The following is a 25,166-nucleotide window of genomic DNA, read 5'->3' as shown; positions in this document are numbered from 1 at the left end:
CGAAGGGGAAACGCCCGGCTCCATTCCGAACCCGGAAGCTAAGCCCTTCAGCGCCGATGGTACTGCACTGGTGACGGTGTGGGAGAGTAGGACGCAGCCGGACACACATTCACGACAACCCCGCCGGGCAACCGGCGGGGTTGTCGCATTTCTGCGCCCATTTCCGCGGTCAATCTTCTTCGTTTCAGAGGGAGATGACCTCGGCCGGATGGCGCACGAGCCCCTCGAGGGCGAGCAGTGCCGCACCTGTCGCGCCCGCAGCCGGGTCGTCCGGGGCGATGTCGACGCGGGGTGTCACCCAGTGCGCCGACAGCACGCGCCGGCCGAGGGCAGCCTCGACGTCCGGGGCGAGTAGCTCGCCGACCTGTGCCAGGTGACCGCCGAGGACGACGGTCGGGAGGTCGAGCACGTTGACGACCCCGGCCAGTGCGATCCCCAGGGCTCGCACGGCGGCGCGGACAGCGTCTGAAGCCACGGCGTCACCCTCGCGGACGCGCCCCAGGAGCTCCACCGGCGACGCGCCCGCGTCGAGTCCCGCGGCCGACAGCAGGGCGACGCGGCCGGCATACTGCTCGAGGCACCCCGTCGATCCACAGCGGCAGGCGGGACCGTCCGGGTCGACGCAGACGTGCCCGATCTCCCCGGCCCATCCGTGGCGGCCGGTCACGAGCTCTCCGCCGACGACGACTGCGCCACCGATGCCCACCTCCCCGCTGAGGTAGATGAAGTCCTGCGGCCCGCGGTCCTTCCCGGGCGCCGGATGGGCGTAGCCGTACGCCGACAGGTCCGCCTCGTTGCCCACCCGCAGCGGCAGGTCACCCAGGGCCTGCTCGAGAGCCGGCGCGGGCCGCACGTCCTCCCAGCCGAGGTTCGGGGCACTGAGCAGGCGCCCGTCGACCACGTCGACGATGCCGGGCAGGGCCAGACCGGCCCCCACGACGCGACACCCGTCGGGGACGGCGTCGAGTACGTGCCGCGCGAGCGTGCACAGACGCCGGAAGGCGTCATTCGGTCGCGTCCCGCTCAGGTCGGCCGTCACGCGCTGCTCGGCGAGCACGGTTCCCGAGAGGTCGACGAGTCGGGCCGCGAGATGGCCGACGCCGACCTGGAGCCCGAGGGCGGCGAAGCGTCCCCTCGACGCCACGAGCGGCGTGGCCGGACGGCCGGGTCGCCCCTGACGACCCGCACCGTCTGACCCGTCGACGATCCCGACTCTCCCGGGCCTGTCTGCCGTGCCGGCAGTCGCCGACCCGACCTCCTCGAGCAGCCCGCCGGCGACGAGCTCGTCGACGAGGCGCGACACCGTCGAGCGGGTCAGGGACGTGGCCGCGGCGACGTCGGCACGTGACGGCGGGACGTCCGCGCCGAGGACGGTGCGGACGACGAGGGCGAGGTTCGCGTGGCGCAGGCTCGCCTGGCGCAGCTTGGCCATGCCTTGACCCTAGTTGGTCGTGAGGTTAAGTTGCATGACAAAACAAACCCCATCGACGAGGAGTCGCAATGACGCGCCAGCCCACCCCCGACGACAAGTTCTCCTTCGGCCTGTGGACCGTCGGCTGGACCGGGACCGACCCGTTCGGCGGCCCGACGCGCCCCGTCCTCGACCCGTGGGAGTACTCCGACCGGCTCGCCGAGCTCGGGGCCTGGGGCATTACCTTCCACGACAACGACGTCTTCCCCTTCGACGCCGACGACGCGACCAGGGCGCGCATCTGCGGTCAGCTCAAGGACGCCACCGACCGGGCCGGGCTGACCATCGAGATGGTCACGACCAACACCTTCAGCCACCCGGTGTTCAAGGACGGCGGCCTCACGGCCAACGACCGCTCCGTGCGCCGCTTCGGCCTGCGCAAGGTGCTGCGGGCCGTCGACCTCGCCGCTGAGATGGACGCCTCGACCTTCGTCATGTGGGGCGGTCGCGAGGGCAGCGAGTACGACGGTTCGAAGGACCTGCACGCCGCCTTCGACCGCTACAAGGAGGGCCTCGACACCGTCGCCGGCTACATCAAGGACAAGGGCTACGGCCTGCGGATCGCCTTGGAGCCCAAGCCGAACGAGCCGCGCGGCGACATCCTGCTGCCGACCGTGGGGCACGCGCTCGCCCTCATCGCCGAGCTCGAGCACGGTGACATCGTCGGCCTCAACCCCGAGACCGGCCACGAGCAGATGGCGGGCCTGAACTACACACACGCGCTCGGCCAGGCCCTGTGGAGCGACAAGCTCTTCCACATCGACCTCAACGGCCAGCGGGGCATCAAGTACGACCAGGACCTCGTCTTCGGCCACGGCGACCTGACGTCGGCGTTCTTCACCGTCGACCTGCTCGAGAACGGCTTCCCGGGCATTCCGGACGGTCCGCGCTACACGGGCCCGCGCCACTTCGACTACAAGCCGTCGCGCACCGAGTTCATGGACGGCGTGTGGGAGTCGGCGAAGGCCAACATGGCGATGTACCTCATGCTCGCCGACAAGGCGGCTGCCTTCCGGGCCGACCCGCGCACCGCCGAGGCGTGGGCGTATGCCGGGGTGCTCGACCTCGCCGAGCCGACCCTGGGCGCGGGCGAGTCCGTCGAGGACCTGCTGGCCACCGACGACGGCTTCGACCCCGAGAAGGCGGCCGAGCGCGACTACGGCTTCGTCCGCCTCAACCAGCTCGCGCTCGAGCACCTCATCGCCTGACGTCGCACCCGTTCGAGGTGGACGCGCCGCAGGTTCTGCCGCGCGTCCACCTCGAACGGGTGCAGGGGGTCAGTCGACGCAGAGGCAGAAGGGGTGGCCGGCGGGGTCGAGGAAGACGCGGAACGACGTGCCCGGCTGGTGCTCGTGCCTGGTCGCACCGATGGCGAGCACCTCCGGCTCGGCCTCGTCGAGGTCCCGGACCATGACGTCGAGGTGCATCTGCTGCGGCACCTGCTGGCCGGGCCACTGGGGCGGCGTGTAGTCCTCGACCTGCTGGAAGCAGATGCACTGCTGCCCGCTCTCGTCGCGGATCTCCCCCCACCCGTCGGAGGCCTTGACGTTCCAGCCGAGCAGGGTGCCGTAGAAGGTGGCGAGTGCCTCCGCGTCGGGGCAGTCGATGACGAAGCTGGGGTAGCGAGCGATGGTCATGGCTCGACGGTAGGGCCGGTCCCGGACGATCGGCGTCCGTAGGGGCGGGGATTACCGGCGCCGGTGCAGGATCACCTCGGACTCGACGGGGACGAAGCCGAGACCGGCATTGACGGCGCGCATCCACACGTTCGCGTCGTCGCTGCTCGTCCGCACGCGGGACGCACCCCCGTGCTCTCGCGCGGCGCGCAGCGACGCGACCTTGACCGCCCGGCCGAGGCCGTGACCGCGGTGCCCGACGAGCACGAGCGTCCCCTCGACCTGCGCCGGCCGCGCCGGGTCGGCGGCCACGACGAGGCACGTCCACGCGACGACCGAGCCGTGGGCGTCGACCGCGACGGACTCGATCGCGGTGCGTCCCTGTCGCTGCCAGAGGGCGATCTCGTCGGTGTACTCCTCCACGCCCACGGGCGTCGGCTGCCAGTCGAGCTCGCCGTTGGGCGCCTCAGCGTCGACGAGCCCCTTGAGCACGCCGACCTGCTCGCGTAGCTCCCCCGGGACGCCGTCGACGTGCGTCGAGATGGCGTATGCCGTGTGGTGGCGGGTCGCGTCGTCCGACAGGTCGGCGTGCCCCAGGTCGAGCTCGACGACGGTCTCGGTCGTTGCGATGGTGTAGCCGAGGCGCCGGGCGAACCCGTCGACGAGCGCGTCGACCGCAGCGGTCGTGGGTCGGTGGGCGCCGGCGACGAAACGGGTCACAGCGGAAGGTGCGCTCTGCTCGACGGCGCGAGCAAGACGCATACCCAAGCCTATTCGTCGCGAGCGCGGGTGGACGGCGACGTCGACCCAGCACGTGTCGGGGGTGTCGCGGCTCGTCTGGGCCGAGGCGACGCCGACGAGCTCGGCCCCGTCGAAGGCCCCGACGAGGTGGCGTGCCCAACCGTCGTCGGCCTGCCAGCCCGCCAGGCGGGCGGCCTCGCCCAGTGGCACCCACCCGGGGCGGACGTCGCTCGTCGCCGCCGACTCGACGGCATACGCGGCCGCGAGCTCGGCGTCGTCGTCGAGGTCGAGCGGACGGACGGTGGGGGCGGCGCGCATGCGAGGGACCCATCTGGCCGGTGGGTGGGGCTCCCGATCGTGCCCGAGGTGCGCTGCCCCGGCCACCGAGAATCGGCTGAGACGGGCCCACCGTCACCGCTCGTGGCTACCCTCGAGACATGGGGCACCGGATCTTCACCACCTCCGTCGCGTCGGTCTATCCGCACTACGTCACCAAGGTCGAGCGCAAGGGCCGGTCCAAGGCCGAGCTCGACGAGGCCATCGAGTGGCTGACCGGCTACGACGCGAAGGCGCTGGACGCGCACCTCGCCGCCGGGACGACCTTCGAGGACTTCTTCGCGCAGGCGCACCTCAACCCGAACGCGTCGGCGATCACGGGCACCGTCTGCGGCGTGCGCGTCGAGGACGTCGAGGACCCGCTCATGCAGAAGATCCGCTACCTCGACAAGCTCGTCGACGAGCTGGCCAAGGGCAGGGCGATGGCCAAGGTGCTGCGCGCCTGACCGGGTGCGCTGCTAACCCTCGGAGCCGGCGGCCTGTCGCGCGCGGACGACGAGGGCCTCGAGGCTGGCGTCCCGGTAGCCCTCACCCGTGGGCTCGCCGAGGCTGAGGTCGAGCTCGGTGTGCACCGAGCCGACCTGGAGGCCGAACAGGTCGAGGGCCGTGCAGTAGACGGGGTCCTCGGTCTGCAGGATCCGGTGCACGTCGACGAACTGGTCCTGTGTCATCCAGATCTCGATGACCTTCGGCGCCGGGAAGCTGAGCCAGACGCTCGGACGGACCGGGGCGAAGAAGATGCTGACGGTCGAGCCGAACTCCAGCCGGAGCTGGACCTCTCGCGTCGCCGCGGTCAGGTTCGACTGGCTCACGCGGACGTTGTAGCTCGTGACGAGCTCCATGATGGCCACGGCTGTGCCTCCTCCACTGGGTGCGTGAAGGACAGAGCCGCGGGCGGCGGCACCTGATACGAGGCGCCGCCGTTGTCGAGTGTGTCCCGATTCGGTATCAGCCGTGGGGCCGGCCGGCTCTGAGGGGTCAGGTGGCGGCAGTCCGCCGCGACCGGATCCTGATCGGAAAGGACCACCCTCATGGCCGACCTCAACCCGCAGCCGCTCCCGCCGCGCGAGCTGTCAGTGACCGTCCACGTGCCGGGCAACATCCTCGGCAACCTCGAGACCTTCCAGAAGGTCCAGGCCAGCATCTTCGACCGGTTCGGTTGCGGCAGCTGCAACTCCGGCATCCAGATCGACTGGCGCCGCTTCGAGGAGTTCGTCGTCACGCCCGACCTCGAGCTGCAGCCGGTGCTCGCCGGCCCCCAGCTCCGCGTGGGCTGAAGGGGCGACGTGTCATGAGCTGGACGCGGCTCGACCTCGGCGTCGGAGTCATCGCACTCGGATCGCTGGACCAGCTGTGGGACGGCATCGAGGGCCTCGTCGACGTCGTCGAGGTCGAGCCGCAGACCCTCTGGGAGACCCGTTTCGGCGGCGGGAAGGTGATCTCGCCCGAGCCCCTGGCGTGGCTCCGATCGTGCGGACGCCCGCTGCTCGCCCACGGCGTGGGCTACCCCGTCGGCGGCATGACCGCCCCCGACCCGGAGGGCGTCCTCGCCTCGGCCGCGTCGGCGCGTGACCTCGACGCCGTCCACTGGAGCGAGCACCTGGCCTTCAACGTCGCCGGCGACGCGCACGCCGGCTTCCTGCTGCCGCCCGTGCAGACGCCGGAGGCTGTGGCGGCCGCGGTGCGTCACATCCATGCCTACCAGGACGCCCACGACCGGCCCTTCCTCGTCGAGACCCCGACGAACTACCTCCAGCCCGTGCCCGGAGACCTCAGCGACGGGGAGTACGTCGCGGCCATCGCCGAGGGCGCCGACTGCGGCATCCTGCTCGACCTGCACAACATCTGGACCAACGAGCGCAACGGCCGCCAGAGCGTCGAGGAGTTCCTCTCGCTCATCCCGCTCGAGCGTGTGTGGGAGGTGCACCTGGCCGGCGGCTTCGAGACCGACGGCTACTACCTCGACGCCCACGTCGGTCCGATCGAGCCAGAGCTGCTCGCGCTCGCGGCCCGCGTGGTGCCGACGCTGCCCCGGGTCCGCGCCGTCATCTACGAGGCCGTGCCGGCGTCGCTGGCCGAGCAGGGCGTGGCCGGGCTGCGCGAGGTCCTGACGGCCATGCACCGCATCGTCGACGGGCCTGCGGTCGCCGCGCCGCCCCGGCACGCCGCCCCCGTGCGTGTGCCGCTCGGTGACCACGGCCCGGCCGGAGCAGCGCAGGTCGGCACCGCGGAGCGCGAGGCGGAGCTCGTCGCCTACACGACCCGCTCGTCGGACGAGCTATCGACGCCCGACTCGGGCGCGACGCTGATGCGCGCCCTGACCGACGAGGCGCGCCTCTCGCTCCTCGTGCGCACCCACCCCGACGTCCTCGGCCGGCTCCTGACCGTCCTGGGCCGTGAGCAGACCGAGACGGTGCTCACGGACTTCCTCGCGGCCTCGCCGGCGAGCCTCTGGACCGACGCGCAGGGGGATGCCTTCGCCGAGTGGCTCACGAGGAGGGCCGACCTCACGACGGCCCTGACGGCATACGACCGCTGAGAACGCTGTCGCACGCGTGGTGCTCGGCGTGCGGCCGCGACGGCCTCGCGAACTGCGTGGCGACGACCGCGGGGCGCTCCTAGGGTGTGCGGCATGGGATCGGTGAAGCAGTTCCAGGTCACGTTCGACTGTGCCGAGCCGGAGCGCGTCGCCCGCTTCTGGTGCGAGGTGCTCGGCTACGTCGTTCCGCCGCCGCCCGAGGGTTTCGGCTCGTGGGAGGAGTTCGAGGCAACCCTGCCGACCGAGGAGCACGGGCGGGCGTTCGCGTGCGTCGACCCGACGGGGGTCGGGCCGCGGCTCTACTTCCAGCGCGTACCCGAGGGCAAGGTCGCCAAGAACCGGCTGCACCTCGACGTGCGGGTGGGCACCGCCCTCGTCGGCGAGGAGCGCCTGGCCGCGCTCGAGTCGGAGTGCGCGCGGCTGCTCGAGCTCGGCGCGACGCGCGTGCGGCTGCTCGTCGCCGACGGCGTCAACGAGTCGTGCCTCGTCATGCAGGACGTCGAGGGCAACGAGTTCTGCCTCGACTGAGCGCGATTCCGCTCCGCACCGGCCTCGCGGTGCCTAGCGTTGAAGGGTCGACCCGACGCAGCACGATGCTGCCGGGGACGAGGGCGACCAGGAGGCGGCGATGGCGGCGAGCGTGGTCCGGTTCGAGTCGCGGACGGTGGTCCGGCGACCGGCCCGTGAGGTCTTCGAGCGGCTGGCGGACCTGCCGGCCTACCGGCAGTGGATGCACCGCGACGGGCTGTTCCGACGGTGCGAGTCCGTGTCGGAGCTGCCGGTCCGCGAGGGCACGACCTACCTCGACCTGACGAGGATGGGCCGCTTCGAGGGCCGCGTCGTCGAGCTCGTCCCGCCTACGCGGATCGCGTTCAGCGAGACGCTCAGCTGGTTCGGCGTCGCGCTGACCCGAGCCGAGCCCGCCTACGTGCTGGAAGAGGACGGCGACGAAACGGTGGTCCACCACACCGCGGTCGGCGAGCTCTACGGCGTGATGCGGCTCTTCAGGCCGGCCGCCCGGTGGATGGCCGACCGGGAGCGCGACCGCACCCTCGCGTCCCTCAAGCGCTCACTGGAGCAGGCCCCGACGACCGGGTCCGGCGCCTGAGCGAGGGTGAGAGAGGTCTCGCCTTTCAGGAAGCATGTGAGAGAGACCGAGACGGAGGGCCTATGACTGCTACCGTCTAGCCCAGCTGCCGTCCGGGTCCACGCATCACGGGCCCGGCACGACTGAGTCGCCGCACGGAACTCGTGTGGTCGCGCTCGTCGTGACCCTCGGCAGGCCGAGGTCTCCACACGGGAGGCCTCGCAAGACAAGAAGAGGCAACACCAGTGGCAACAGGCACCGTGAAGTGGTTCAACAGCGAAAAGGGCTTCGGCTTCATTGAGCAGGACGGCGGCGGCGCCGATGTCTTCGTTCACTACTCGGCCATCGAGAGCAGCGGCTACCGCGAGCTCCAGGAGGGCCAGAAGGTCGAGTTCGACGTCACGCAGGGCCCCAAGGGTCCGCAGGCGGAGAAGGTCAAGGGCATCTGACCCACGACAGTCTTCAGGGACTCCGTCCCTAGTGATCCCCCGACCGTGCGGTCGGGGGATCACTTTTTGTATGCCGTGTCGCCGGCTGGCCGGTGACCGCGAGGCCGTGGGGCTGCTGGCCCTCAGGCCATCACCTGGGCCTCGGCCTCGGTCTTCAGGTGGGCGAGCATGCCTTCGAGGAAGGACTCGTGTCCCTTGACCATCATCTGCTCGACGGGCTTGCCCACGACCGGGACCTTCATCACCCACTCGCCCACGGCGGTCACCGTGGTGCCACCGCCGTCGGCCTCGTGGAACGTGAACGTCCACGTCGGCTTCTCGGCGAAGAAGTGCACCTGGGCGACGATCCGTTCCTGCGGGACGAACTCGGTGTACTCCAGACCGCCTTCGATGTGGAAGCCGAGCACGTGCGAGAACATCCGTGCCGACGTGCCGACGCCCTCCGGCTTGATGTCCACCTCTGCCAGGGCGACGTCCTCCGCCCTCCACAGCTTGCTGATGTCCGCCGCGAGGGCGAACACCGTCGAGACCGGGGCGTGGATCGTGATGCTTCGTGTCAGCGTTGCCATTGTCATCACCTCCTTCCCACCACTTCGACGCTAGGCCGACGGGGGTGGGGGCGTGCAAGAGGCGATGGTCCCGTGGCGACGCGGTTCCTGGAGTGCGCCGAGTGGCGGGTGTCCAGGCAGTCCGGGGTTCGGTCGACTTTCGGGCGATCACTTGTCGCATGCAAGACTTGTCGCATGCAAACGCGCCGATCCTTCCCGACCGCGGTCGATGCCCTGCAGGTGGTGACCCGCGACCTGCTCGGCCTCGCCGTGCGCAGCGTCGACGAGGTGGGGGAGGTGTCACTGCCCCAGATGCGGCTACTGTTCGCGCTGCGCGACGAGGGCCGGTCGTCCTGCACCGACCTCGCCCACGTGCTCGGGGTGAGCGGCTCGTCCGTGACGCGCCTGGCCGACCGGCTCGTGGCCTCCGGACACGTCACCCGGGCCGGTGACCCGGACAGCCGCAGCCGGGTGCTCCTCGATCTGACCGAGCACGGCGGGGACGTCATCGAGGCCGTGCTGGCGTGGCGCTCGCGTGAGCTGACCCGCGCCCTGCACAGCCTGGACGCCGCGGCCCTCGGCTCGCTCACCGACAGCCTCAACGTGCTGCACCACGCCCTGCAGCAGCGGCACCACGACCTCACCGGGCCGGTGCCGCTGTGAGCGGGGCCAAGCGGGTGGAGCTCGGGGACTTCAACGTCCATCCGCGCATGCTGCTCATCGCCGCGTGGGCGCTGCCGGTGGGAGCGCTCGGTGCGGCCGCGGCCTACGTGCTGCTGGGGCTCATCGGCCTGACGACGAACCTCGTCTTCTACCAGCGGTTCGAGACCTCGCTGATCGCACCGGGAGCGACGCACCACCCGTGGTTGCTGGTGCTCCTCGCGCCCGTCGTCGGAGGCCTCGTGATCGGCCTCATGGCGCGCTACGGCTCGGAGAAGATCCGCGGGCACGGCATGCCGGAGGCGATCGAGTCGATCCTCATCGGCGGCAGCCGCATCGAGCCCAAGGTCGCCGTGCTCAAGCCCATCTCGGCCGCGATCAGCATCGGCTCCGGCGGCCCGTTCGGCGCCGAGGGCCCGATCATCATGACCGGCGGCGCCATCGGATCGATCCTTGCGCAGCACCTGCGCCTGACCGCCGACGAGCGCAAGACGCTGCTCGTCGCGGGAGCGGCCGCCGGCATGGCCGCCACCTTCAACTCACCGCTGGCCGCCGTGCTCCTCGCCGTCGAGCTGCTGCTCTTCGAGTGGCGACCGCGCAGCTTCGTCCCGGTCGTCGCGGCGGTGGCCGTCGCCACGGTCGTGCGCGGCCCGCTCATCGGCGTCGGCGCGATCTTCCCCGTGCCGCACGCCGACGTGCACATCGCCTGGACCGCCGAGACGCTCAGCGTCCTCGTCGGGCTGAGCGGCGCCTTCGTGGCTCTCGGCGCGACGTGGCTCGTCTACTTCGCCGAGGACCTGTTCCGGCGGCTGCCGATGCACTGGATGTGGTGGCCCGCCATCGGTGGCCTCGTCATCGGCCTGGGCGGCCTCGTCGAGCCGCGCGCGCTCGGCGTCGGCTACGACGTCATCGACCAGCTGCTCACCGGGCACGCCACGACCGGGCTCATCGTCGGCATCCTCGTGGTCAAGACGCTCATCTGGTCACTGTCGCTCGGGTCGGGCACCTCCGGTGGCGTGCTCGCACCGATCTTCATGATCGGCGGCGCCCTCGGGGCCGCGCTGGGTCTCGTCCTGCCCGACGTCTTCCCGGGCTTCTGGGCCATGCTCGGCCTCGCCGCGGTCGTCGGCGGGGTGATGCGCTCGCCGCTCACCGGCGTCGTCTTCACCCTCGAGCTCACGCACGCGTGGGACGCCATGCTGCCCCTGCTCATCGCGTCGTCGACGGCGTATGCCGTGTCGGTCCTCGTCCTCCAGCGCTCCGTACTCACGGAGAAGATCGCCCGCCGCGGCCTGCACCTCACCCGCGACTACAGCACCGACCCGCTCGAGACGTTCTTCGCGTCCGAGGTCATGAGCACGACTCCGGAGGCGATGGCCGTGGCGCGCGGGCTCGCGACCGACGGCGGCCACCACGTCGTGGGCGAGCGGGACACGCTGCGCCACGTCGCCTACGTCTTCGCCGAGCACGGCCACGACGGCGCGGCCGTGCTCGACGAGACCGGCGACGTGGTCGGGCACATCGACGTGCAGTCGCTCCTCGTCGCGCGTCGGCACGACCTGACCGAGGCGACCGAGCGGGAGCAGGTGTTCACCAGGCCCCTCGGTCTCAGCCGCCGCTGACTTCAGCCCCGGGCCCGGTCTGACCCCGGGCCCGGGCGGGCCGTCAGCCCGGGGCTGTCGGCGCAGGCCTCAGGAGGCCTTGCGGGTGAAGGTGAAGTGGGTGACGCCGCTGGGTGAGGAGACCGCCTCGACGTCGAAGGCCGCCTCGACGCCCTCGAGCCCGTCCCAGAGCCGGACGCCGCGGCCGAGGACGATCGGGACCTGGACGAGGTGCATGTGGTCGACGAGCCCGGCGGCGAGGAAGTCGCGCACCATGCTCGGGCCGCCGCCGATGCGCACGTCCTGGCCGCCGGCCGCCTCGCGGGCCGTCTCGAGCGCCTCGGCCGGCGTGGCCTCGATGAAGTGGAAGGTGGTGCCGCCCTCCATCTCGATCGAGGGGCGGGCGTGGTGGGTCAGCACGAAGGTCGGGGTGTGGAACGGCGGGTTGGGTCCCCACCAGCCCTTCCAGTCCGGGTCGTCGTGCCAGCCGGGCGGGCCGAACTTGTGCGAGCCCATGATCTCGGCGCCGATGCCGGGCCCGTGGCGCTCGGCGTAGGCGTTGTCGACGCCGGTCGACCCGGCCTCGGCGTCCCAGGACCGGGTCGCCATCATCCACCGGTGCAGCCGCTGGCCGGCGTGCCCGAAGGGCGCCTCGAGCGACTGCGGCTCGCCCGTGGCGAACCCGTCGAGGGAGATGGAGAAGTTGTGGATCCGGGTGAGTGACATCGGCACCATCCTGGGTCGGTTGCGCTCGGCACGTCGATGCTAGTTCGCGCCGGTGACGTCGAGGCCCGATGCGGCCCGCCATCACCGCCCGACGTCAGCGACGCCAGGCCGACGTCAGCCCCCTGAGGTCAGCCGAAGGTCACGGGACGGTGCGGCGCATCACGCAGTTGAACTGGCCCTTGGGCCGGACGTAGTCGAAGCCGGTGCGCTCGAAGAGGGTGCGGGTGCCGCTGTAGAGCACGGCCTCGCGCTTGCCGCCCTTGTCGTGCGGGTAGCCCTCGAGGGTGCCGCCGCCGGCCGCCTCGATGAGGTCGACGACCCCCTGCAGCGCGACGTCGGAGACGTGCTGCCGGCGGTAGCGCTTGTCGACGAAGATGCAGGTCACGCGGTAGTCGGGCAGGACCTCGGTCTCCGCCTCGTACTGCTTGCGGTGGCGGATGTTGGGCAGCTCGGCGGGCGAGCCGAACTGGGCCCAGGCGATCGCCTCGTCGCCGTCGAAGACGAGCGCGGCGTGGGCGCGGTCCTGCTCGACGAGCTGCTGCTTGAGCGACCGGTTGGCGTCGTGGCTGAACTCCTTCTCGCCGCTCATCGTGTGGAACCACGTGCACCAGCAGCCGCCGAAGACGCCGCCGTGCCGCTCCATGAGCGCGGAGTAGGCGTCCCACGTCTCCGGCGTCAGCGCCCTGACCTCGAAGCGGTCGCGACCCTCATCACCGTCACCGGCCTCGCGGCTGTCCTGCTCCTCGCGTCCCCTGGTCTCCGACAACGGTCCCCTCCTGTGCCCGGTCGCGACGCGTCATCGCGGTCTGCCACCCAGCATGCCCACCGAGGCGGACGATCCGGGGCCGCGAACGAGGCCCGATCGGGACGGGACGGCCGGTCGTGAGGCCACGACACGGCATACGCAAGGGTCCGGCGGGGACCGGTCAGGCGTGGCCGCTCAGCTGGCCCAGGCGGTCGGCGAGGGCGTCGACCATGGCGCCGGCGCGCTTCTCGGGGAAGGCGGACTTGCGGTCGCCGCCGCTGGCGGAGACGGGCAGCACGTCGATGGAGAGCTTGGCGCCGCCGGCGAGGGCGCGCAGGGCGTCGACGCGCTCGGCGAAGGGCGAGCCGCTGCCGGGGGAGTAGTAGCGCACGACGTCGTCGATCTCGCCCGGGTAGAGGTCGGTCTTGGTGACGGCGATGATGAGCCAGATCGGCTTGTGGCGGCGCACGGCCATCGAGGCGATGCGGTGCGAGGTGATGGTCCAGTCCTCGAGCTCGGCGGCGAGCTGCTCCTCGCGGGTCGCGGCGGCCGTCCCCGTGGTGCCGCCCGCACGGCGCGGGGTGGCGTGACCGTTGGCGACGACGTGGATGACGCCGTCGACGGGCTGGTCGTGGAAGACCTCGTCGAGGGCGCTGAGCCGCGTGGCGGCGTTGTCGCCGGGCACGACGAGGAAGCGGAAGCCGTGCAGCCGGGCGCCCTTGCGGGTGCGGCGCTCCATGACGGCCGAGCCGACCTGCGCCACGGCGTCGTCGGTGGAGCGGCGGGTGAGCCGGTCGACGAGCTGGCTCTTGCCGACGCCGGTCATGCCGGTGACGGCGACCATGGGGTAGCGGTCGCGCAGCAGGCGGCTGATCCGCTCGGGCGCCTGGGCGAGCGCGGTGAGCACGCCGGTGGCGACGGTCGCGCCCAGCGCGGTGCGGCTCGACGTCGGCAGGATCGTCTTGATCCGGGACGATGTCTGGGTCACGGTGCCTCCTCGGCGTGATGGTCAGGGCCCGATCGGCCCCTAGAGCCTACGGTCCGTCGCGGTCAGGGCGTGCACTGCGGTGCGGTCGAGACCGTTCAGCAACCAACGGCGTCGCTCGTGGTTCGACGGGACAGGGTGGTGCGTACCCACCCGTGGGCCGGTGCCCTCAGGTGGGGGCTCGTTCGTGGCGATCGCGTATGCCGTGTGGCCGGGTCTGCGGCCTGGTGATCGACGCTCAGGTGGCGGGGGCGGCCGAGCCAGGCGTGCCCACCGTCCCCGCGGCGGCCTCGGGGTCGACGGGGGCGGCGAAGCGTCCGCGCAGGGCGCGGCCGACCGAGGAGCCGACGAGCAGGCCGAGGGAGATGGCGATGGCGACGCCGAGCAGGCCGAGGGCGACGTCGGTGACGGACTCGCGGCCGGCGGCGAGCTCGGTGACGCCGACGAGGCCGAGGCTGCCGGGCACGAGCAGCCAGAAGGCGGGGAGGAAGAGCACGAGGCGCGGCAGGAGGGGGCGGCGCAGCTCGACGATGCTCGCGCCGAGGCTGGCGGCGATGGCGCCGACGAAGCCGCCGAGGGCGATGGAGCCGAGCTCCTGCCCGGCGACCTGGGCGCCGAAGGCGAGGCTCAGCACGAGCAGCACCCAGCCCTGCAGGCGCAGCGGGACGCCCTCCATGAGGCAGATGCTCGCGCCGATGAGCACGAGTCCGACGGGGGCGCCGGCCCAGCCGATCTCGTCGACGCGGAGGTTGACGAGGGTCTGTGTCGGGATGCGGAGCAGGGCGGTGGCCATGAGCAGGCCGAGGGCGAAGAGGCCGAGCTGGGCCAGGCCGTAGGCGAGGCGGGCCGAGCCGGCCTGCATGTGCCCGGAGGCGAGCTCGGACATGCCGTTGACGACGAGCGCCCCGGGCAGCAGCACGGCGAGCGGCGGCAGGACGGTGCGCAGCGGTCCCTCGAGCAGGCCGGCGTCGGCGGCGCCGAAGACGACCAGCGAGACGGCGAAGGCGGCGAGGGTCGGCAGCAGCGCCTTGACCACCTCGTAGCGCTCGGCGAGCTGGACGAGCGCGAGCACGATGAGGGCGCCGACCGCGGCGGCGGCGACGTTGGCCCAGCCGGGCTGGAGGATGAGCGCGATGCCGACGGCGAGCACCGGCCACGCGAGCGCGACGAGCCACTGCGGCTGCTGGACGGGGCGCGTGGCCGTGGCGGTGAGCTCGTCGCGGGCGGCGGCGACGGTCAGCTCGCCGACGAGCAGCTGGTGGCGGATGAGCCGGACGCTCGCCGACTGGTGCAGGCGCAGGCCGGCGTGGGCGGAGCGGTAGGTGGACGCGCCGCCGGGCGTGAGGGTGACCATGAGGCCGGTGGGTCCGACGGCGGTCTGCACGTCGGGGTAGCCGAGACGGGCGCTCACCTCGGCGAGCTCCTCCTCGATCTCCTGCACCGGCTGACCGCTGGCGATCATCGCGGTGCCGAGCTCGGAGAGCAGGGCGCGGGTCTCGGTCTGCCGGTCCGCGTCGTCCTGCATGGTCGTCATCATGTCAGCGGACGTGCCGCCCTGAAGAAAAAGTCCGGGCGGGCTGCATCCGGGCGCATCCCTGGCGCGGAAGAGGTGTCGATGGGTGATCCGCACCCACCAACCAGAAAGGGATGTCTCATGAAGCGCATTCTCGCCACGGGGTCCATCGCCGTTCTCGCCATGGTCGGCTTCGCCGGCAGCGCCTCCGCAGCACCGTCGAGCTCGGCGTGCTTCGGCCAGGTGCACAAGACGGTGAACAGCGGCGGCGTCCCCGGATTCGAGAACGTGGGGCAGCTCGTTCAGGCCGTCGGCGGGGGCCAGGCCAAGAACGCAGTCGCGGAGTCTCTCTGCTGAGAGGCCGGCTCCTCATCAAGTGTTCGACGGCGGCGGCTCGGGTCCTTCGGCCCGGGCCGCCGCTTCGTGTGTCGGGGCGTGGGCGGACCCGCGGTGTGGCGGCCGTTCGGTGGTTGGATCGTGGCATGCGCATCTTCTTCACCGGCGGCAGCGGCAAGGCCGGCAAGCACGTCGCACCCTTCCTCGCCGAGCAGGGCCACCAGGTCACCAACGCCGACCTGGTCCCGCTCAAGCACCCGGGCGTCGACGACCTCAGGGTCGACCTCACCGACATCGGTGAGACGTACTCAGCCCTCGCGGGACTGGCGCGCTTCGACGAGCTGGAGCTTGCGGCCAAGCCGGCATACGACGCGGTCGTGCACTTCGCCGCGGTGCCGGCGATCCTGCTCACGTCGGAGGCCAAGACATACGCGACGAACGTGCTGAGCACGTACAACGTGCTCGAGGCCGCGACGCGGCTCGGCATCCGCAAGGTGATCTTCGCGTCGTCGGAGACGACGTACGGCGTGTGCTTCGCCCAGGGCGAGCGGCGACCGCTCTACGTGCCCGTCGACGAGGAGCACCCGACGGTGCCGGAGGACTCGTACGCGATGTCGAAGGTCGCCAACGAGGTGACGGCGCGCTCGTTCCAGGCCCGCACCAGCTTTGACATCTACGGGCTGCGCATCAACAACGTCATCGAGCCGCACGAGTACGCCGGCATGTTCCCGCCGTTCCTGGACGAGCCGGCGCTGCGGCGGCGCAACATCTTCGCCTACATCGACACTCGCGACCTCGGCCAGATGGTGGCGCGCTGCCTCGAGACCGACGGCTTGGGCTACGAGGTCTTCAACGTCGCGAACGCCGACATGTCCGTGGCCGCGACGACCGACGAGGTGCGGTCGCGGTTCTACAACGGGGTGGAGCAGCGGCGGCCGATGGGGCGCAACGAGACCTTCTACTCCATCGACAAGGCGCGCGACCTGCTCGGCTACTCGCCTCAGCACTCGTGGCGCGACGTCCTGACGGACCCGCACTCGTCGTGAGGGCCGTCGTCTACGACGAGTACGGGCGTATGCCGTCACTCGCTGACGTGCCGGAGCCGTCGTGTCCTGCGGGTGGGGTCGTCGTCGCCGTGAAGGCCACTGGCGTATGCCGTTCGGACTGGCACGCGTGGATGGGCCACGACCCGGTGCCGTTGCCGCACACGCCCGGTCACGAGCTGGCTGGTGTCGTGGCGTCCGTGGGCGCTGGCGTGCGGAACTGGGCGGTGGGTGACCGGGTGACGGTGCCGTTCGTGTGCGGATGCGGGGTGTGCTCGTGGTGCCTGGCCGGTGAGGCGCAGGTGTGTCCCGACCAGACGCAGCCCGGGTTCACGGGGCCGGGATCGTTCGCCGAGCTCGTGGCGATCCACGGCGCCGACACGAACCTCGTGCGGCTGCCGGACTCGGTCGACTTCGTGACAGCGGCGTCGCTGGGGTGCCGGTTCGCGACGGCGTTCCGGGCGCTGACGACGCACGGGCGGCTCGAGTCCGGTCAGTGGCTGGCCGTACACGGGTGCGGTGGGGTCGGACTGTCGGCAGTGATGATCGGTGTGGCATTCGGCGCGCAGGTCGTCGCTGTCGACGTGAATCCGGCTGCGCTGGAACGGGCTTCGGCGTTGGGGGCTGCTGTGGTCGTTGACGGTGGGGCTGCTGAGGACGTGGCCGCGGCGATCCATGAGGCCACGGGCGGCGGCGCGCATGTCTCCATCGACGCGTTCGGCTCGCCTGAGTCGGCGGTGGCCTCCGTGCGAAGCCTGCGCCGTCGCGGCCGGCACGTGCAGGCCGGGCTGCTGCTCGGGCCGAAGTCGACGCCACCACTCCCGATGGACCTCGTCATCTCGCAGGAGCTCGAGATCTACGGGTCCCACGGCATGCCGGCGCGCGACTACCCGGCGATGCTTCGGCTGATCGAAGACGGCTCCCTCCGCCCGGCCGACCTCGTCGGCCAGGTCATCGGCCTAGAGGAAGCGGGAGCAGCCCTCGCCTCGATGGATCGGGCTTCAGCCGCGGGGATGACGGTCGTCAGCCTTGGGGCCGGCCACCCGGGTGAGGCGTAGGACCGTGGACGTCCGGGTCGGCCTGTGTGGTTGGACGGTCTCGCAGGCGTCCTACGTGCGGCGCTTCCCCGTCGTCGAGGTGCAGAAGACGTTCTACGACCCTCCCTTCCCTTGCCGACGCTTCTCGCAGCACCTACGTCCAAGGAGGCACTGCCGCTGAGACCGCTGCAGTTGCGCGGGAGCCAGGTCAGTCGACGCCGATGTCTTCGTTCCACAGGTCGGGGCGGGCCGCGATGAAGTCGGTCATCATGCGCACGCAGTCGGGGTCATCGAGCAGGACGACCTCGACGCCGGCGTCGTCCGCGAGCCAGTCGTGACCGCCGGTGAAGGTCCGCGACTCGCCGATGACCAGTCGGCTGATGCCGAACTGCCGGATCAGCCCCGAGCAGTACCAGCACGGCGACAGCGTGGTCACCATCGTCGTCCCGCGGTAGGACCGCTGCCGCCCCGCCTTCCGGAAGGCGTCCGTCTCCCCGTGGATGGACGGGTCGTCCTCCTGGACCCGGCGGTTGCGGCCGCGGCCGAGCAGCGTGCCGTCGGCAGCGAAGAGCGCCCCGCCGATCGGGATGCCGCCCTCGGCCAGCCCCGCGCGCGCCTCGTCCAGGGCGACGGCGAGCATGGCGCGGTCGGAGTCGGACCCGGCGGACGGCTTGACCGTCATGCCGTCACCCCCACGGAGGTGCGGGCGGGCAGCAGGCGGCGCAGGACGGCATACAACCCAGCGGCGAGGACGAACCCGACGAGGAAGGTGATGTCACCGATGCCCGGGCTGGCCTTGACGATGACGCCGGCGTACAACGTCTGGTTGGAGAACAGCCAGATCGAGACCACCATGGCCACGAACATCGCGATGGCCCCGGCCCAGTTGACGTAGCGACGGTCGGTCGCGATCGCGCTCACCTCGGCCCGCGGATCTCCGCGGCGCAGCAGGCGGTCGGTGAGGACGACGCCGAGCCACGGGCCGATCCAGTAGGCGATGACGAGCAGGAAGTTCTCGTAGTTGGTGCCGGCGTTCTGCAGGCCGAAGAGCGCCAGGACGAGACCGAGCAGGCCGAAGACGACCGCGACGATGGCGCGGGCCCGGTGCGGCGGCAGGCTGATGCCGAGCGCCAGGAACGACATGGCACCGGAGTAGATGTTGAGCGCGTTGGCAGCGACCGCCCCCAGGGCGATGCACAGGAGGGTCAGGTCACCGAGCCACGTCGGCATGAGCCCGGTGTAGACGCCGGGATCGACCGCGGCGGCCTTGCCCGCGGCGGAGACCATCGCCGCGCCGGCAGCCTCGAGGAGGATGCACGAGATGCTGATGCCGAGGGCGGCGAAGAGCCCGACGGTCCGGGCCTTCGAGGTCTTCGGGAGGTAGCGGGTGTAGTCCGACGCGTACGGGTTCCAGCCGCAGGCGTAGCCGAATGCCGCAGCGGTCTGGATGAGAAACGCTCCCGGGATCGGCTTGCCCGCTGCGCCCAGGTCCGCCTTGGAGAACACGTAAAACAGGCCGAGGGCGAAGACGACCGCGAGCAGCGGCAGCGCGTAGCGCTCGAAGGCGTGCACGAGGTTGTGCCCCAGGAACGCGATGAGCAGTTGCGCTGCCACCACGACGACCAGGCAGAGCCACGTCGGCAGGCCCCCGACGAGAGCGTGCAGGGCGAGGGCGCCGCTGATGCTGTTGACGGCGAACCACCCGATGCCGGCGACGAGCGCGTTGAGCCCGGCGGGCAGGATGTTGCCGAGGAAGCCGAAGCCGGTGCGAGAGAGCACCATCTGGGCCAGGCCATGCTGGGGGCCCCAGCTCGACAGGATGCCGTGCGTCACCGAGCCGAGCACCGTGCCGAGGACGATCGCGGCCAGTGTCTGCCCGAAGGAGAGGCCGAAGAAGAGCGGGCCGATGATGCCCACGGCGACCGTCGCGAACTCGAGGTTCGGGCTCATCCAGGTCCACAGGAGGTTGACCGGGCTGCCGTGCCGCTCGCTGTCGGGGATCTGCTCGATGCCCCCCGGCTCGACGGCCAAGGTCTTGGAGCCGTAGTGCTCGGCGCCGATGGGGTTGGAGTCCTCGACGGAGACGGCTTGCCGCTCAGCTGGTGTCATGGGCGCGATGATCGCGCATATGCCGGCCCTGTGGGTTTCGGAGGCGTAACGGGAGGCTGGGTGGCCGCTGGGTGCCGGGACGTCGGTCCGCGCCGCGGTCGGATGTGTGAGCTGCCCACGCCCACGCCGACGGCACGTTGTGACTCTGACTCCCGTCGATAGCGTCGCAACATGGCGGCATTGTCCTCGTTGAACAACGGTCCTGAAGTCGACCCGAGGCGGCCGAGCAGGAAATGGGGCCAACCCTGTTGTCCGATCCAGGCTCTGGAAGGTTCGCTCGACTGGCGGTGTGACGCGCCGTCGACTGTTCGAGCTCAGGACATCCGCTTCGCCCAATCGCCCCCATCGTCATCGATGGTCATTGTGCCTTCGTCCGATTGCCCACCTGTGCCGAACGTCGTATTGCATAGGACGCAGGTGAACCTGCCCCCTCCGTCCGACGGATGGGGCCCATAGTGCTCGCAGACGGGGCACTCGGCGTTGAGGACTCGTATCTCGAAGGCCACGCATGGAGCGTACGCAACGGCGACGCCGCCGTGGGCGGGATCGGGCGTGGTGAACACGCGGCGGTAAGACGCATGCCGCGAGCTCGTAGACGGGCTGCCTTCCCGCACACCTTGTCGTGCCCTACAGATCGCTCCTCTGCCGCGGATCGAAGGCTGCTTGGCGGCAGACCACTACCGAGCCACGACCTAGGCTGCCATTGTGGGAAACGTGTCAAATGAGCTGGTGCCGGTGCAGGCCGGGCGCCTGGTTCGGCTCAAGGATGTTGGTCGAAACGAGTTCTGGTTGCAGGACTGGCTTGCGGCGGACTTGGCCCGGCTCGGGCTGGGGCCGCTAGCGCTGGTGGAGCAGGAACAGACGCAGGTCGGTGGCGGCAACCTGGACATCCTTGCCGCTGCAGGCGATACGTACTACAGCATCGAGGTTCAACTGGGCGAGGTTGACGCATCGCACAGCTTCCGCGTCTTTGATTACTGGGCCCGGAACAGACGTCGGTTCCCGAACAAGACGCACGTTGCGGTGTTGGTTGCTGAAAGCACCGGGGGAAGGTTCCGTATTGCGCTAGAGGAACTCGCTGAGTACGTGCCGCTGCTCGTGGTGGAACTGCGCTCATGGCAAGGGTCTAGCGAGGTCGTCATCGTGCCAGACCTTGTCGTGACGAACGACAGTGTCGACGTGAGCGGGACTCCATTGGCCGTGACCGCCGGTCAGTCGCGCACCGAGACTGATTGGAAGGATGCACTGACTGAGGACGCATGGCTCTTCCACTTGGATTTCGCAGAGTGGGCTCGGGAGCACCTCGGTCCAATTGTCGTCGACTACTCGCCCAAGTCCTACATCGGGATCAGGGTCGGACGACGGGTGTGGGCGCCCTTGTGGCCGCGCAAGGACGGAGCTCAGATCTACTTACCGGACCCGGACCAGTCCCGCGGTGACGAGTCCCCCGCTTTCGCCCATTTTCGGGAGCTACTTGCTGAACGGGGATACACGCTCAACTGGCAGACGACGTACAACGCTGGTGCCAACCCTGTTGCGATCCGGCTCCGTCGCAACGATCTGAATGACACCGCCGTTCACCAACTACTCGAGGCGACCTACCGAGCCGTGCATCCCGGGGCCGGCAACTGGTCGGAGACAGCCTCCGTGGAGCGGCAGGGCGCTGCGGGCGAGAGTCCGCTGGAGCTTGAGAGCGATGCTGGCGAAGGTGTTCCTGGGTTGGCCGACCTTCCCGACCTGGATTGAAACCGCTACGAAGAGCGTGCGTCCCGTGGCGGCGGAGTGACGCAACAGATGCGGCCCCCCGTTCGGCATGCGCGAGCGCTATCCCTCGCGGTGTACCCGGAGGCGCCGCGCGTTCGTCTGAGAGCGGTGCGCGACGAGGCTAGCCCTCATCCACCTTCGCTAACGCAGCTGCGAACGTCGGACGCTCGCGTTCAAACTTCTCGGGATGCCGCAACCACATTGCAAGCAGCCCGGACAGTGCGAACGACGACCTGCCGTATGAGCCTGGCTTGACTATTGCCACCTCAGACTCCATCTCATTCGGCAGGATCAAGTTGTCATGAATCGACGTCAGGCCCTCCTCCACAATGCAGGCAAGATGCGAGTCGCTGTCCCTTGCTCGGGCCGTCAGGATGCCAGCCTGCAGCGTCAGCGATTCGAGGCGCGATTGGTCGGGCAACCGGGTCTGGAGCGACTTCACGCCCAGCATCTGTGCGTCGGTGTGCAATCGCGCTACTAGGTCATCGATGCGTTCGCGGTGTCGCGAAGTCACCTCATGTCGTATCTGCGCGCGTGCCACGGCCCATGTTGTAAGCCCACCGACCAGGGACCCCAAAAGGGCTGCAAGCAACTCCGTCATACGGCTGAGAGTAGGTTGGCGTCCGCTCCGTTCCCACTCGTGAGGATCCGGTCAAGGCGAATTCCCCGCGCTGGGTCTCCAACGTCACACTCACTGAGGAGGGCGCCCTTAATGGTCCCTAGGAGGTCGACAAGCGGCAGAGTGCAGCGGACCACTTTGCCTGTCACGAGGCTCCCAGAACTGCACTGCACGAGCTGGTGACGACCCTAGGATCAACGTCATGGTTGACCCAATGATCGTTGTCCAGCCGCGCTTGCAGATGACCACGGCGACAGCGGCGAAGATTGCCCAGGGATTGGCGTACCAAGTCGGTGGCGTCGTGCGTGAAGTCGGGACGGGCCGTCTCGTCGAGCTGTTGAACGATGCGCCCGATCTCGACGAGGTTGCAGAGCAGGTTGCCCAGCAAGTCAAGAAGATGCGTCTCCCCCGACTTGACAGCTCTAGGTTCGAGCTGCCGAAGCTGGGAACTGTGACGGCTACGAAGGCGGGTGGCGCGATCTTGGTTCTCGGCCTTGCTCTGGGAGGCGCTATCTGGGTTGCCGGACGCCGGAAGGGGGACGAGTCCGTCGTCCCGGCCGAAGTGGTCAAGGCGGACCTAGTCGATGCGACCGTCGAGGACCCGGAGTGCTTGGTGAACTTCCGAGCTTCGCTGAATGCGTATGTCGAGTCCGGTGCGGGTGGTGCTTTGACTCCCCAAATCATCGGCAATCTCGTGACCGACCTGGATGCCGTGGAGGCGTACTCGGAGGAGGGCAACGTCGTCGTCTTCACCCTCGACGAGTTGATGCCGTTCTTCGAACTCGTCACCTCCCATACGCCGGTCTTGGCGAAGGCTTATGGGGCGGTGCACGAAGAGGAAGATGACGCATCCGGGGATGTTGTGGTGTCGCTGCGCCGTCATCTTGAGGCTCAGAGGGCGATCTTGAGCCAGTCCGCCTAGGCAAAGACGGGGGCTACGCCCGTGCGATCTCGAGGCGCGCTGCAGTAGTGCCGTTTCGCGGCTACTAGACGATTGTCGGTAGGGCCGGTGTCTGGCCAGACTCGGTCCAGGTGATCGGCGGGCAGCTCTCTTTGCGGCTGCCCACCAGCGTCACCGGTGTGGCTCACTATCGGTCTGCGGCCCGCCGGTCACCGTGACGAGGTGTGGCTCAAGAAGGGACTGCCCTGCTCGTAGTAGCACTGCCCACCTCGCCGTCCACGTCGGCACGAGCACAGGTGGGAGCACGAGCATGGAACGCATCATCATCGGGGTCGATCCCCACAAGCTGTCGGCGACGATCGAGGTCGTCGACGAGCACGAGCGCCGGCTCGGTCACGGCCGGTTCACCACCGACAAGGCCGGCTATGCCGCGATGCTGAGGTACGCCAAGGCGTGGCCGGCGCGGACCTGGGCCGTCGAGGGCGCGAACGGGGTGGGTCGCCCGCTGGCGCAGCGACTGCTCGAGGACGGGCAGGCCGTCGTCGACGTCCCGGCGAAGCTCGCCGCTCGGGTCCGGCTGTTCGACACCGGTCACAACCGCAAGACCGATGCCCATGACGCGCACTCGATCGCGATGGTCGCCGTGCGCACCCGAGGGTTGCGGGTGCTGCGGCCCGACGGTGAGCTCGAGGCGCTGCGGATGCTGGTCGACCGGCGCGAGTCGCTGAGCCGGAGGCGGGTGCAAACGGTGGACCGGCTGCAGGCTTTGTTGGCGGAACTGCTTCCGGGACAGGCGAAGAAGGACCTGACGACCGGGCAGGCCAAGCGGATGCTGGCCTCGGTCCGCCCGCGTGACATCGCGGGCAGGACCCGGCGCCGGATCGCCGCCGAAGAGCTTGCTGAGCTGGTCGCCGTCGAGGCGAAGATGAAGAAGGCCACCGCTGAGCTCAAGGCGATCGTCCTGGCCCGCGGGTCACACCTGATGGACCTGCATGGTGTGGGCCCGGTCGTCGCGGCGCGGGTACTGGCGGACGTCGGGGACGTGTCCCGGTTCGCTGACCGGAACCGGTTCGCCTCCTGGACCGGCACAGCGCCCCTCGACGCCTCGTCGGGGGAGCATTCTCGGCACCGGCTCTCTCGGGCTGGGGACCGGCGGATGAACCACATGATCCACATCGCTGCGATCTCCCAGATCCGGCTGGACACCGATGGGAGGGCCTACTACCGGCGTAAGCGCGCCGAGGGGAAGCGGCCCCTGGAGGCGATCCGTTGTTTGAAGCGCCGGATCTCCGACGCCATCTATCGCCAGCTCGTCATCGACGCCGCAGCCGTCGACGCCACGGCGGGCGAAGCGATAGACGCGAGTCCGGGAGGGCACTACGGGGCGTCTCAGTTATCCAGCGCGGCCGGCTCGAACCCGTTCACCAGCGCTTCGGATCAGCCACTTCCCGGACCCGCATCAACGACGCTACGCCGCAAGCACATCACGCGGAAGACCCACCTCGACGCGACCGGTTGACAACAGAAGGGAGCCGGTAAGACTCACGGGGGCATACAGAGATTCGTACGCCTGGCAAGCCAAACGGACGTCGAAGGAACTTCGCCCCTCAGGCGTGGATGCGCAGCGCTTCGCTCACTGTCATGGCGATTCGGGTCACGGCGTTGTGCGTGGACTCGTCGGGGTTGTTGTAATCCTGCGCTGCAGCCGCCACCGCCCTGCCGATGTCGCCCCAGGTTGTCCAAGCCACCGAATCGAGTGCATTGGGCACGCCGACCTGCCGTCCGCGGCGTGCCGATATGAGTTGTTGCCCGAGGAGCACCGCCTCCTCGATCGTGAGGGTGCCGTGCCCTTGCACCCTGATGGGCGGTGGAGCGCTGAGTACCAGGAGAAGGACTGGGTTACGGCCTTGCCCGTGCTCTGCCGCGAGCAACAACTCTTTGGCGAGTTGGTCTGCCTGGAAGCTCGATCGTCGAAGTCGCTTCGCCTCGACAAACACGAAGGTCTCGGCTGAGTCGATGAGGACGTCTGGCTGTGCGCGGAGCTCGAGGTCAGGGCGGGCTAGGTCGCCGGGGAGGAGGTCTACTGTCACCTGCTCGATGTCCGCCTGCGCTGCAGTCATCGGGGCACCGCATGCACCCGACAAGACGCTTCCGAGGAAGGCTCTGCGGGGCAGGAAGTCCAGCGCTTGGAAGACCTCAGTCGTGAGGACGTTCAGTTAAGTCCCCGATAGTGGTGTAGCGCGGTCGCCGAGTTCGTCCCGGTCGTGGACGTAGGAGCGGCCACCGCGTGATCCTTCGAGTTCACCTTCCACAGATCTCTCGAACGGAATCATCACGATG

The 25,166-nt window shown here is 69.9% G+C and carries 28 protein-coding genes and 1 rRNA gene; 16 read left to right on the top strand and 13 right to left on the bottom strand.

Features of this window, described 5'->3' with window-relative positions; all coding sequences use genetic code 11:
• Positions 1 to 103: ribosomal RNA gene (gene rrf, locus ABD297_RS22555) — 5S ribosomal RNA — on the top strand; the annotation flags it as partial.
• 81 nt (positions 104 to 184) lie between these two features.
• On the opposite strand, the gene ABD297_RS22550 is transcribed toward rrf, so the two are convergent.
• Complete coding sequence (locus ABD297_RS22550) at positions 185 to 1,432, bottom strand: ROK family protein (RefSeq protein ID WP_344257380.1); 1,248 nt, start codon at positions 1,430 to 1,432, stop codon at positions 185 to 187.
• 68 nt (positions 1,433 to 1,500) lie between these two features.
• On the opposite strand from ABD297_RS22550, the gene xylA reads away from it, so the two are divergent.
• Positions 1,501 to 2,679: a xylose isomerase gene (gene xylA / locus ABD297_RS22545; RefSeq protein ID WP_344257379.1), complete on the top strand. Its 1,179-nt coding sequence runs from the start codon at positions 1,501 to 1,503 to the stop codon at positions 2,677 to 2,679.
• 69 nt (positions 2,680 to 2,748) lie between these two features.
• Here the strand turns inward: xylA and ABD297_RS22540 are convergent, their stop codons facing one another.
• Positions 2,749 to 3,108: a VOC family protein gene (locus ABD297_RS22540; protein WP_344257378.1), complete on the bottom strand. Its 360-nt coding sequence runs from the start codon at positions 3,106 to 3,108 to the stop codon at positions 2,749 to 2,751.
• 51 nt (positions 3,109 to 3,159) lie between these two features.
• On the bottom strand, positions 3,160 to 4,146 hold the full coding sequence (locus ABD297_RS22535; RefSeq protein WP_344257377.1) for a GNAT family N-acetyltransferase: 987 nt from the start codon (positions 4,144 to 4,146) through the stop codon (positions 3,160 to 3,162).
• Positions 4,147 to 4,265: 119 nt separating this feature from the next.
• Here ABD297_RS22535 and ABD297_RS22530 point away from each other — a divergent pair, with 119 nt between their 5' ends.
• Positions 4,266 to 4,610, top strand: coding sequence for a DUF2200 domain-containing protein (locus ABD297_RS22530; protein ID WP_344257376.1), 345 nt, complete (start codon positions 4,266 to 4,268; stop codon positions 4,608 to 4,610).
• A gap of 12 nt (positions 4,611 to 4,622) precedes the next feature.
• On the opposite strand, the gene ABD297_RS22525 is transcribed toward ABD297_RS22530, so the two are convergent.
• Entirely contained in the window at positions 4,623 to 5,015 is a 393-nt protein-coding gene (locus ABD297_RS22525) for a hypothetical protein (RefSeq protein WP_344257375.1), read from the bottom strand.
• A gap of 180 nt (positions 5,016 to 5,195) precedes the next feature.
• Between ABD297_RS22525 and ABD297_RS22520 the strand changes: the two genes are divergently transcribed.
• The 5 genes from ABD297_RS22520 to ABD297_RS22500 all read left to right on the top strand — a co-directional run bounded on the left by ABD297_RS22520 (position 5,196) and on the right by ABD297_RS22500 (position 8,239).
• Positions 5,196 to 5,441: a hypothetical protein gene (locus ABD297_RS22520; protein ID WP_344257374.1), complete on the top strand. Its 246-nt coding sequence runs from the start codon at positions 5,196 to 5,198 to the stop codon at positions 5,439 to 5,441.
• Between the two features lie 14 nt (positions 5,442 to 5,455).
• Entirely contained in the window at positions 5,456 to 6,703 is a 1,248-nt protein-coding gene (locus ABD297_RS22515; protein ID WP_344257373.1) for an MbnB/TglH/ChrH family RiPP precursor modification enzyme, read from the top strand.
• A 93-nt stretch (positions 6,704 to 6,796) separates the two neighbouring features.
• Positions 6,797 to 7,231 (top strand): VOC family protein, encoded by a 435-nt coding sequence (locus tag ABD297_RS22510; RefSeq protein ID WP_344257372.1) that lies wholly within the window; start codon positions 6,797 to 6,799, stop codon positions 7,229 to 7,231.
• A 100-nt stretch (positions 7,232 to 7,331) separates the two neighbouring features.
• A complete protein-coding gene (locus tag ABD297_RS22505; RefSeq protein ID WP_344257371.1) occupies positions 7,332 to 7,811 on the top strand; it encodes an SRPBCC family protein in 480 nt (159 codons plus the stop codon).
• 224 nt (positions 7,812 to 8,035) lie between these two features.
• The gene (locus ABD297_RS22500) at positions 8,036 to 8,239 is read left to right on the top strand and encodes a cold-shock protein (RefSeq protein ID WP_327445028.1); all 204 of its coding nucleotides are present in this window, start codon (positions 8,036 to 8,038) and stop codon (positions 8,237 to 8,239) included.
• 122 nt (positions 8,240 to 8,361) lie between these two features.
• Here ABD297_RS22500 and ABD297_RS22495 read toward each other — a convergent pair whose 3' ends face one another.
• A complete protein-coding gene (locus ABD297_RS22495; RefSeq protein WP_344257370.1) occupies positions 8,362 to 8,808 on the bottom strand; it encodes an SRPBCC family protein in 447 nt (148 codons plus the stop codon).
• Positions 8,809 to 8,982: 174 nt separating this feature from the next.
• On the opposite strand from ABD297_RS22495, the gene ABD297_RS22490 reads away from it, so the two are divergent.
• Together ABD297_RS22490 and ABD297_RS22485 are read left to right on the top strand one after the other, a co-directional pair.
• A complete protein-coding gene (locus tag ABD297_RS22490; RefSeq protein WP_344257369.1) occupies positions 8,983 to 9,450 on the top strand; it encodes a MarR family winged helix-turn-helix transcriptional regulator in 468 nt (155 codons plus the stop codon).
• Entirely contained in the window at positions 9,447 to 11,069 is a 1,623-nt protein-coding gene (locus ABD297_RS22485) for a chloride channel protein (RefSeq protein WP_344257368.1), read from the top strand. The genes ABD297_RS22490 and ABD297_RS22485 overlap by 4 nt, the downstream gene beginning before the upstream one ends.
• 69 nt (positions 11,070 to 11,138) lie before the next feature.
• Here the strand turns inward: ABD297_RS22485 and ABD297_RS22480 are convergent, their stop codons facing one another.
• From ABD297_RS22480 to ABD297_RS22465, 4 genes are all read right to left on the bottom strand, one after another.
• Positions 11,139 to 11,774, bottom strand: coding sequence for a dihydrofolate reductase family protein (locus tag ABD297_RS22480; RefSeq protein WP_344257367.1), 636 nt, complete (start codon positions 11,772 to 11,774; stop codon positions 11,139 to 11,141).
• 139 nt (positions 11,775 to 11,913) lie between these two features.
• On the bottom strand, positions 11,914 to 12,540 hold the full coding sequence (locus ABD297_RS22475; RefSeq protein WP_344257366.1) for a GNAT family N-acetyltransferase: 627 nt from the start codon (positions 12,538 to 12,540) through the stop codon (positions 11,914 to 11,916).
• A gap of 160 nt (positions 12,541 to 12,700) precedes the next feature.
• Positions 12,701 to 13,507 carry a P-loop NTPase family protein gene (locus tag ABD297_RS22470; protein WP_344257365.1) on the bottom strand — a complete coding sequence of 269 codons (807 nt, stop codon included), beginning with the start codon at positions 13,505 to 13,507 and terminating at the stop codon, positions 12,701 to 12,703.
• A 235-nt stretch (positions 13,508 to 13,742) separates the two neighbouring features.
• Positions 13,743 to 15,029 carry a threonine/serine exporter family protein gene (locus ABD297_RS22465; protein ID WP_344257364.1) on the bottom strand — a complete coding sequence of 429 codons (1,287 nt, stop codon included), beginning with the start codon at positions 15,027 to 15,029 and terminating at the stop codon, positions 13,743 to 13,745.
• 129 nt (positions 15,030 to 15,158) lie between these two features.
• Here ABD297_RS22465 and ABD297_RS22460 point away from each other — a divergent pair, with 129 nt between their 5' ends.
• The 3 genes from ABD297_RS22460 to ABD297_RS22450 all read left to right on the top strand — a co-directional run bounded on the left by ABD297_RS22460 (position 15,159) and on the right by ABD297_RS22450 (position 17,454).
• On the top strand, positions 15,159 to 15,374 hold the full coding sequence (locus tag ABD297_RS22460) for a hypothetical protein (RefSeq protein ID WP_344257363.1): 216 nt from the start codon (positions 15,159 to 15,161) through the stop codon (positions 15,372 to 15,374).
• Between the two features lie 125 nt (positions 15,375 to 15,499).
• On the top strand, positions 15,500 to 16,399 hold the full coding sequence (locus ABD297_RS22455) for an NAD-dependent epimerase/dehydratase family protein (protein ID WP_344257362.1): 900 nt from the start codon (positions 15,500 to 15,502) through the stop codon (positions 16,397 to 16,399).
• The gene (locus tag ABD297_RS22450; RefSeq protein WP_344257361.1) at positions 16,396 to 17,454 is read left to right on the top strand and encodes a zinc-dependent alcohol dehydrogenase family protein; all 1,059 of its coding nucleotides are present in this window, start codon (positions 16,396 to 16,398) and stop codon (positions 17,452 to 17,454) included. Before ABD297_RS22455 ends, ABD297_RS22450 begins: the two co-directional genes overlap by 4 nt.
• 187 nt (positions 17,455 to 17,641) lie before the next feature.
• Here ABD297_RS22450 and ABD297_RS22445 read toward each other — a convergent pair whose 3' ends face one another.
• Positions 17,642 to 18,115, bottom strand: a complete 474-nt coding sequence (locus ABD297_RS22445; RefSeq protein ID WP_344257360.1) for a nucleoside deaminase — start codon at positions 18,113 to 18,115, stop codon at positions 17,642 to 17,644.
• Positions 18,112 to 19,542, bottom strand: coding sequence for a purine-cytosine permease family protein (locus tag ABD297_RS22440; RefSeq protein WP_344257359.1), 1,431 nt, complete (start codon positions 19,540 to 19,542; stop codon positions 18,112 to 18,114). Before ABD297_RS22440 ends, ABD297_RS22445 begins: the two co-directional genes overlap by 4 nt.
• A 714-nt stretch (positions 19,543 to 20,256) precedes the next feature.
• Between ABD297_RS22440 and ABD297_RS22435 the strand changes: the two genes are divergently transcribed.
• Positions 20,257 to 21,288 (top strand): hypothetical protein, encoded by a 1,032-nt coding sequence (locus tag ABD297_RS22435; RefSeq protein ID WP_344257358.1) that lies wholly within the window; start codon positions 20,257 to 20,259, stop codon positions 21,286 to 21,288.
• A gap of 139 nt (positions 21,289 to 21,427) precedes the next feature.
• Here the strand turns inward: ABD297_RS22435 and ABD297_RS22430 are convergent, their stop codons facing one another.
• Positions 21,428 to 21,907 carry a hypothetical protein gene (locus ABD297_RS22430; RefSeq protein ID WP_344257357.1) on the bottom strand — a complete coding sequence of 160 codons (480 nt, stop codon included), beginning with the start codon at positions 21,905 to 21,907 and terminating at the stop codon, positions 21,428 to 21,430.
• Positions 21,908 to 22,127: 220 nt separating this feature from the next.
• On the opposite strand from ABD297_RS22430, the gene ABD297_RS22425 reads away from it, so the two are divergent.
• A complete protein-coding gene (locus tag ABD297_RS22425) occupies positions 22,128 to 22,847 on the top strand; it encodes a hypothetical protein (RefSeq protein WP_344257356.1) in 720 nt (239 codons plus the stop codon).
• A 289-nt stretch (positions 22,848 to 23,136) separates the two neighbouring features.
• A complete protein-coding gene (locus ABD297_RS22420; RefSeq protein ID WP_344257355.1) occupies positions 23,137 to 24,345 on the top strand; it encodes an IS110 family RNA-guided transposase in 1,209 nt (402 codons plus the stop codon).
• A gap of 88 nt (positions 24,346 to 24,433) precedes the next feature.
• On the opposite strand, the gene ABD297_RS22415 is transcribed toward ABD297_RS22420, so the two are convergent.
• Positions 24,434 to 24,946 (bottom strand): hypothetical protein, encoded by a 513-nt coding sequence (locus tag ABD297_RS22415; protein WP_344257354.1) that lies wholly within the window; start codon positions 24,944 to 24,946, stop codon positions 24,434 to 24,436.
• Between the last annotated feature and the right edge of the window lie 220 nt (positions 24,947 to 25,166).

It is taken from the genome of Terrabacter carboxydivorans (assembly GCF_039532035.1).
Lineage (GTDB): Bacteria > Actinomycetota > Actinomycetes > Actinomycetales > Dermatophilaceae > Terrabacter > Terrabacter carboxydivorans.
The sequence above is the reverse complement of the archived record's forward strand: the minus strand, read 5'-3'. Positions and strand labels throughout refer to the sequence as shown.

What these genes read in the sequence shown, in the direction of transcription:
- ABD297_RS22550 (WP_344257380.1), bottom strand. Translation starts at nt 1,432, where the DNA reads ATGGCCAAGCTGCGCCAGGCGAGCCTGCGCCACGCGAACCTCGCCCTC.
- xylA (WP_344257379.1), top strand. Translation starts at nt 1,501, where the DNA reads ATGACGCGCCAGCCCACCCCCGACGACAAGTTCTCCTTCGGCCTGTGG.
- ABD297_RS22540 (WP_344257378.1), bottom strand. Translation starts at nt 3,108, where the DNA reads ATGACCATCGCTCGCTACCCCAGCTTCGTCATCGACTGCCCCGACGCG.
- ABD297_RS22535 (WP_344257377.1), bottom strand. Translation starts at nt 4,146, where the DNA reads ATGCGCGCCGCCCCCACCGTCCGTCCGCTCGACCTCGACGACGACGCC.
- ABD297_RS22530 (WP_344257376.1), top strand. Translation starts at nt 4,266, where the DNA reads ATGGGGCACCGGATCTTCACCACCTCCGTCGCGTCGGTCTATCCGCAC.
- ABD297_RS22520 (WP_344257374.1), top strand. Translation starts at nt 5,196, where the DNA reads ATGGCCGACCTCAACCCGCAGCCGCTCCCGCCGCGCGAGCTGTCAGTG.
- ABD297_RS22515 (WP_344257373.1), top strand. Translation starts at nt 5,456, where the DNA reads ATGAGCTGGACGCGGCTCGACCTCGGCGTCGGAGTCATCGCACTCGGA.
- ABD297_RS22510 (WP_344257372.1), top strand. Translation starts at nt 6,797, where the DNA reads ATGGGATCGGTGAAGCAGTTCCAGGTCACGTTCGACTGTGCCGAGCCG.
- ABD297_RS22505 (WP_344257371.1), top strand. Translation starts at nt 7,332, where the DNA reads ATGGCGGCGAGCGTGGTCCGGTTCGAGTCGCGGACGGTGGTCCGGCGA.
- ABD297_RS22495 (WP_344257370.1), bottom strand. Translation starts at nt 8,808, where the DNA reads ATGGCAACGCTGACACGAAGCATCACGATCCACGCCCCGGTCTCGACG.
- ABD297_RS22490 (WP_344257369.1), top strand. Translation starts at nt 8,983, where the DNA reads ATGCAAACGCGCCGATCCTTCCCGACCGCGGTCGATGCCCTGCAGGTG.
- ABD297_RS22480 (WP_344257367.1), bottom strand. Translation starts at nt 11,774, where the DNA reads ATGTCACTCACCCGGATCCACAACTTCTCCATCTCCCTCGACGGGTTC.
- ABD297_RS22465 (WP_344257364.1), bottom strand. Translation starts at nt 15,029, where the DNA reads ATGCAGGACGACGCGGACCGGCAGACCGAGACCCGCGCCCTGCTCTCC.
- ABD297_RS22460 (WP_344257363.1), top strand. Translation starts at nt 15,159, where the DNA reads ATGAAGCGCATTCTCGCCACGGGGTCCATCGCCGTTCTCGCCATGGTC.
- ABD297_RS22455 (WP_344257362.1), top strand. Translation starts at nt 15,500, where the DNA reads ATGCGCATCTTCTTCACCGGCGGCAGCGGCAAGGCCGGCAAGCACGTC.
- ABD297_RS22445 (WP_344257360.1), bottom strand. Translation starts at nt 18,115, where the DNA reads ATGACGGTCAAGCCGTCCGCCGGGTCCGACTCCGACCGCGCCATGCTC.
- ABD297_RS22440 (WP_344257359.1), bottom strand. Translation starts at nt 19,542, where the DNA reads ATGACACCAGCTGAGCGGCAAGCCGTCTCCGTCGAGGACTCCAACCCC.
- ABD297_RS22430 (WP_344257357.1), bottom strand. Translation starts at nt 21,907, where the DNA reads ATGACGGAGTTGCTTGCAGCCCTTTTGGGGTCCCTGGTCGGTGGGCTT.
- ABD297_RS22425 (WP_344257356.1), top strand. Translation starts at nt 22,128, where the DNA reads ATGGTTGACCCAATGATCGTTGTCCAGCCGCGCTTGCAGATGACCACG.
- ABD297_RS22420 (WP_344257355.1), top strand. Translation starts at nt 23,137, where the DNA reads ATGGAACGCATCATCATCGGGGTCGATCCCCACAAGCTGTCGGCGACG.
- ABD297_RS22415 (WP_344257354.1), bottom strand. Translation starts at nt 24,946, where the DNA reads ATGACTGCAGCGCAGGCGGACATCGAGCAGGTGACAGTAGACCTCCTC.